Origin of the sequence: Micromonospora sp. NPDC047753, from assembly GCF_040642735.1 — a bacterium.
Taxonomy (GTDB): domain Bacteria; phylum Actinomycetota; class Actinomycetes; order Mycobacteriales; family Micromonosporaceae; genus Micromonospora.
Window position 1 is genome coordinate 1 of record NZ_JBEYSL010000455.1, and the last position, 5,465, is coordinate 5,465.

At 72.1% G+C, this 5,465-nt stretch carries 7 protein-coding genes and 1 pseudogene; 2 read left to right on the forward strand and 6 right to left on the reverse strand.

The window, feature by feature from the left end; genetic code table 11:
* The 3 genes from ABZ749_RS28290 to ABZ749_RS28300 all read right to left on the reverse strand — a co-directional run.
* The coding region (locus ABZ749_RS28290) for an ATP-binding cassette domain-containing protein (protein WP_357233143.1) at positions 1-534 on the reverse strand (534 nt) is incomplete at its 3' end.
* Positions 507-1,340 carry an ABC transporter permease subunit gene (locus ABZ749_RS28295; RefSeq protein ID WP_357233146.1) on the reverse strand — a complete coding sequence of 278 codons (834 nt, stop codon included), beginning with the start codon at positions 1,338-1,340 and terminating at the stop codon, positions 507-509. The genes ABZ749_RS28290 and ABZ749_RS28295, both read right to left, overlap by 28 nt.
* Positions 1,337-2,317, reverse strand: a complete 981-nt coding sequence (locus ABZ749_RS28300; protein WP_357196301.1) for an aliphatic sulfonate ABC transporter substrate-binding protein — start codon at positions 2,315-2,317, stop codon at positions 1,337-1,339. The genes ABZ749_RS28295 and ABZ749_RS28300 overlap by 4 nt, the downstream gene beginning before the upstream one ends.
* Before the next feature lie 176 nt (positions 2,318-2,493).
* Here ABZ749_RS28300 and ABZ749_RS28305 point away from each other — a divergent pair, with 176 nt between their 5' ends.
* On the forward strand, positions 2,494-3,669 hold the full coding sequence (locus tag ABZ749_RS28305) for an LLM class flavin-dependent oxidoreductase (protein WP_357233149.1): 1,176 nt from the start codon (positions 2,494-2,496) through the stop codon (positions 3,667-3,669).
* Between the two features lie 34 nt (positions 3,670-3,703).
* Here the strand turns inward: ABZ749_RS28305 and ABZ749_RS28310 are convergent, their stop codons facing one another.
* The gene (locus ABZ749_RS28310) at positions 3,704-4,249 is read right to left on the reverse strand and encodes a GNAT family N-acetyltransferase (protein ID WP_357233151.1); all 546 of its coding nucleotides are present in this window, start codon (positions 4,247-4,249) and stop codon (positions 3,704-3,706) included.
* Between the two features lie 38 nt (positions 4,250-4,287).
* On the reverse strand, positions 4,288-4,698 hold the full coding sequence (locus ABZ749_RS28315) for a hypothetical protein (protein ID WP_357233153.1): 411 nt from the start codon (positions 4,696-4,698) through the stop codon (positions 4,288-4,290).
* Between the two features lie 323 nt (positions 4,699-5,021).
* On the opposite strand from ABZ749_RS28315, the gene ABZ749_RS28320 reads away from it, so the two are divergent.
* On the forward strand, positions 5,022-5,324 hold the full coding sequence (locus ABZ749_RS28320; protein WP_030335444.1) for an urease subunit gamma: 303 nt from the start codon (positions 5,022-5,024) through the stop codon (positions 5,322-5,324).
* Between the two features lie 58 nt (positions 5,325-5,382).
* On the opposite strand, the pseudogene ABZ749_RS28325 reads toward ABZ749_RS28320, so the two are convergent.
* Positions 5,383-5,465 (reverse strand): annotated as a pseudogene (locus ABZ749_RS28325) (hypothetical protein); the annotation flags it as partial.

The window sequence follows — 5,465 nt, forward strand, 5'->3', positions numbered from 1 at the left end:
GCCAAACTTCCCGACATCGACCTGCTGCGGCAGCGCTGCAAGGCGCTGGCCGTGCTCGAGCGCATCATCGATGTCGAGCAGCAGCAGGTCCGGCTCGCGGACCAGGGCCCGCGCCACTGCCACCCGCTGCGCCTGCCCACCGGACAACTCCGCCGGCCAGGCGCGATCCCGCTCGGCGAGACCGACCTCGGCCAGCGCCCGCCGGATCCGCCCCGGGCCGTCCGCGCCGGACAGGCCGAGCCCCACGTTCTCCGCCACGCGTTTCCATGGCAGCAACCGGTGCTCCTGAAAGACCACCGCGGCGGTGCCGTGCACGACGCTCGTCCCGCTGGCCTCGCCGTCCAACCCGGCGAGAATCCTCAGCAGCGTGCTCTTGCCGGAACCGCTGCCGCCCAGCAGGGCCACCACCTCGCCGCGGGCGATGGTCAGGTCGACCCCGGCCAGCACGACCGTCGGCCCGAACGCCCGGCGCACCGTGTGGGCGGTGAGCACCGGCTCGGCGCCGTTCAGGTGGCCCGCAGTCCGCGACGCCATGTCAACATCCTCCTCTCCAGGACGCGCAAGGCACTGTCGGATATCAGCCCGAGCAGCGCGTAGACGAGCAGGCCGAGCACCACCACGTCGGTCTGGCTGAACTCCCGCGCCTCCATCATCAGAAAGCCGATCCCGGTCTGGGCGTTGACCTGCTCGCCGACGACCAGGCTGAGCCAGGCCGCCCCGATCGCCAGCCGCAGGCCGAGGAAGAGCGACGGCAACGCGCCGGGCAGCACCACGTGCCGCAGTCGGGCGGCCTGCCCCAGACCACAGGTGCGGGCTGCTTCCACCAGCCGCTCGTCGATGTCCCGGATGCCGGCGTAGGTGTTGAAGTAGATGGGGAAGAACGCGCCCAGAGCCACCAGGCTGATCTTGAGTGATTCACCGATGCCCACCCAGATGATCAGCAACGGGACCAGCCCGAGGTGCGGCAGCATCCGGGCCATCTGCACCGGCGGGTCGACCAGGTCGTCGCCGAGTCGCAGCAGCCCGGCCACGGTGCCCAGGACCAGGGCCAGGAGACCGCCGATCAGCAGGCCGGCCCCGGCCCGGGTGAGGGAGTCCAGCAGGTGGATTCCGAGCGTCCCGTCCCGGCTCAGCCGCGCGCCGGTGGCCAGGACGTCGCTGGGCGCGGGTAGCTTCTCGGCCGCCAGCAGCCCGGTGCGCGCGGCCAACTCCCACCCCACGACCAGCGCCATCGGGCTCACCACCCGCCGCCAGCGCCGGGACGACCGCTGACGACGGGGTACGACAGGCGCCGCCGCTGTGACCTCTTCGGGCGCCTCGACGAGCGTCGTACGACTCACTGGAACACCTCGTTGAACCGGCCGTCGACCCGGGATCGGAGATCGACCGGCCCCGGGATGAGTTCCAGAGCGATGAAGCTGTCGGTGATCGCCTGAAGTTCGTCGCCGATGGCCGGGGTGACCGGGGCGAGGGGCTTGGCGCTGCGGGCCAGGGCGCGGCTGGTGACGTCCTGGGGGATCTTCAGCTCCGGCGCGAGGGTGCTGGCCCGCTCCTCGGGGTGGGCGATGCCCCAGTCGGTCACCTCGCGGTAGCGCTGCAGGAAAGCGCGGATCTCGTCCGTCCGCTTGTCGACCGCTCGGGGTGAGGCCAGGACGTACTCGCGGTTGCTGGCCAGACCGGTCGCGTCGGCGAGCACCTGGACCCCCGGTTGCTCGGCCAGGGCGAAGTACGGGTCCCAGATCACCCAGGCGTCGATCTGCCCGCCGTCGAACGCGGGCCGCCCCTCGGCGGGTTTGAGGTACTTGACCTGGATGTCCTTCAACGTCATGTTGTTCGCTTCCAGCAGCCGCACCAGCAGCCAGTGCACGTTGGACCCCTTGTTGAGGGCCACCGTTCGGCCCTTGAGGTCGGCGAAGCTGCGGTAGCCCCGGTCGGCCTTGACCAGCACGGCCTCCCCCTGCGGAATCGGTGCCGAGGTGCCGATGACGGAGAACGGGATCTTCCCGGCGGCGGCGAAGACGGGAGGCGCCTCGCCGACCTGTCCGATGTCGATCGAGCCGGCCTTGAGCGCCTCGGTGAGCGCGGGTCCGCTCTCGAACAGTGACCACTCCACATCCGGTGCGGCGCCGCGCGCCTTGACCAGGCTCAGCCCGCCGAAGCGCTGGTAGCCGATCCGGAGCTTCTGCGCGCTGCCGCCGTCCGCATCGGCGGATCCGCCGCACGCGCTCACCGCCACAGTGGCGAGCAGCGCCACTGTGCTGAGTGCCGCCGTCAGGAGGCGGCGGTGCGGGGGACGGCTCGTCGACGGGGTGGGCATGGCGGCTCCTCGGGTCGGGGCAGGCGGACAGCGGCGCATCGACAGGTGTCGGCGCCGGCAGTAGCCTACTAACCCGATAGGTTTTATGGGTAGGCTGTCGGCGGGATCGTCCCACCCCTCAGGAGGTGCCCGCCTCGCCGCGTGCGCCGACCGCCCCCGCTGGAGGAAAGAGCCCCATGACCCTCACCTTCCACTGGTTCCTGCCCACCAACGGCGACAGCCGGGACATCGTCGGCGGCGGCCACGGCGTACCGACCGGTGCCGCGGGAGGCGCCCGCCCGGCCAGCGTGGCGTACCTCGGGCAGATCGCCCGCAGCGCCGAGCAACTCGGCTTCGTCGGCGCCCTCACCCCCACCGGGGCCTGGTGCGAGGACGCCTGGCTCAGCACCGCGATGCTCACCGAGGTGACCGAACGACTCAAGTTCCTGGTCGCCTTCCGGCCCGGGCTGCTGGCCCCCACGCTGGCCGCCCAGATGGCCTCGACCTTCCAGCGGCTGTCCCAGGGCCGGCTGCTGCTCAACGTGGTCACCGGCGGCGAGTCACAGGAGCAGCGGGCCTACGGCGACTTCCTGGACAAGGACGCCCGGTACGCGCGGGCCGACGAGTTCCTGCACGTGGTGCGTGCGCTGTGGCGCGGCGAGACCGTCGACCACGACGGCACCCACGTCCGCGTCGAACAGGCACGGCTGCACCGGCCGCCCGACCCGGTGCCGCCGGTCTACTTCGGTGGGTCCTCCGCCGCCGCACTTCCGGTGGCGGTGCGGCACAGCGACGTCTATCTCACCTGGGGCGAGCCGCCGGCCCTGGTCGCCGACAAGCTGGAGCGGGTCCGGGCGCTGGCCGCCCGCGCCGGGCGGGAGTTGCGCTTCGGCATCCGGTTGCACGTCATCGCGCGCGACACCGCCGAGCAGGCCTGGGCGCAGGCCCAGCGCCTGCTCGACGGGGTGTCCGAGGCCGACATCCGGGCCGTGCAGGAGGGACTGCGCCGCAGCGAGTCCGAGGGGCAGCGCCGCATGCTCGACCTCAACGGTGGCTCCCGCGACGGCCTGGAGGTCGCCCCCAACCTGTGGGCGGGGGTCGGGCTGGTCCGCGGCGGGGCCGGCACCGCGCTGGTGGGCAGCCACGCCGAAATCGCCGACCGGATCGCTGAATACCACGCGCTCGGCATCGACGAGTTCATCCTCTCCGGCTATCCGCACCTGGAGGAGGCGTACTGGTTCGGGGAGGGCGTGCTGCCGATCCTGCGCGATCGTGGGCTGTGGCGGCACCCCGACGGCCAGCCAGGGACCGGCGACCACGTCGACATCCCCTTCGCCGGCGTGCCAGCGCCGCAACCCGCCGTGGCCCGCTGACCGGCCGGTCCGCCGCAACCGGGGCCAGGACCGCCTACAGGTCCATCGCGTAGACCCGGACCCGGCGGCCCGTGTCCGGTTGAACGGTCTCCCGCTCCAGCCACATGCCCAGCTTGACCATCACCCGCGCGGACGCCTCGTTGCCGACGGCGTGGATGCTGACCAACCGCCGCAGGTCGAGCGTGGCACGAGTGTGGGCGACAACGGCCTGGGCAGCCTCGGTGGCCAGGCCCCGACCCCAGTACGCGCGGCCGAGCCGCCAGCCGATCTCCACAGCCGGCATGATCTCGGGCAGGAAGCTCGGCACCGCCAGTCCGGTGAAACCGGCCAGCTCCCCGGTCTCGCTGATCTCCACCGCGTACAGGCCGAAGCCGTGCTCGTCCCAGTGCCGCTGATAGGTGGCCAGACGCTCCGCTGTCGCGGCCCGGTCCAGGGTGCGGCCGTGATGGATGTAGCGCATCACCTCGGGCTGCGCGTTGACCGCCGCGAACCCGTCCAGATCATCGCTGCGCATGCGGCGCAACAGCAGCCGCTCGGTCCTGAGGGACGTGGCGTCGAGAGGGCTCGTCAGGTCAGGCACGCTCCCTTTTAGCATTGCAACGCGCACGAGGCCATCGGTTATCTCGCTGCGGGTCGCCCGGCGAACCGCTGGCCGACCCGCCGCGCCGCGAGGCTCACCACGGTGCTGCCGGCCGCCATCCCGACCAGCACCAGAATCCCCCCGACCACCCACAGCCCGCTGTCGTCGGTCCCGGCGGCCCGCCAGGACCAGACCGCCGTGAACGCCACGGTCATCACCGACGCCACCAGCCACGGGCTGAGCCGCGTCCCGGCGAGCGCGGCCAGCAACACGAGCGTCACCACACAGCCGATCACCTGCCACGGCTCGTACGGGCCGCTGCTCGCGCCGGTCTGCGCGTCGACCGTGTATCGGGTGTCCCAGCCCAGCCAGAGGAGCCACGTCCCGACCGTGGCCGCCGCCAGGAACAGAACACCGAGCAGTGCGCGCGTACCCCTCGTCGCCGTCATCCGGTGATCATCCCCTGCCTGCCGCCGCACGGGAACACGTACCCGCACCGGGCTGTGAACCAGGCCGATCCCCAGTGGACTGTTGCCTCGGTCGGTGGCGATCCTCTACGGTCTGCTCAGCGGTGGGCGGTGCGGTCCGCATCCGACCCGACACCGCCGGATGCCCGTCGTGCGGGCCGGGATGGTGGAGTCCCGGGTCGCCCCGTCGGCGGTGGCCCGGCGGTCGTGTGACTCCCAGCTCGTCCCCTCGGGTCCTGGTGCCCGGGTGGCTCCTCGTGGAGCCGACGGCGAGCCGGGGCACGCCGACCCACCGGGAGAGCCCCGTGTTCCTCAGCCCGCATGAGCAGGATCGCCTGCTCGTCCACGTCGCGGCCGATGTCGCCCGCGCCCGCCGCGAACGCGGCCTGCGCCTCAACTACCCCGAAGCCGTCGCGGTGATCACCGCGTTCCTCCTCGAAGGGGCCCGCGACGGGCGGTCGGTGGTCGACCTGATGTCGGCCGGCCGGGCGGTGCTGGGCCGCGACGACGTCCAGGACGGCATCCCCGAGCTGCTGAGGGAGGTGCAGGTGGAGGCGACGTTCCCGGACGGCACCAAGCTCGTGACGGTGCACCACCCGATCCCGTGATCCCCGGGGAGATCCTGCCGGCGGCCGACCCGGTCGAGATCAACGTGGTACGCATATAGGTGATGTAGCCGTTCTCGTACAGGCGCTGCGCGGTACGCATCGTCTGCTGCGAGGACAGGCGCAGCTTGCGGGCCGCCTCCT

Coding starts and splice junctions, on each gene's coding strand:
- ABZ749_RS28305 (WP_357233149.1), top strand. CDS start 2,494: ATGACCCTCACCTTCCACTGGTTCCTGCCCACCAACGGCGACAGCCGG.
- ABZ749_RS28300 (WP_357196301.1), bottom strand. CDS start 2,317: ATGCCCACCCCGTCGACGAGCCGTCCCCCGCACCGCCGCCTCCTGACG.
- ABZ749_RS28315 (WP_357233153.1), bottom strand. CDS start 4,698: ATGACGGCGACGAGGGGTACGCGCGCACTGCTCGGTGTTCTGTTCCTG.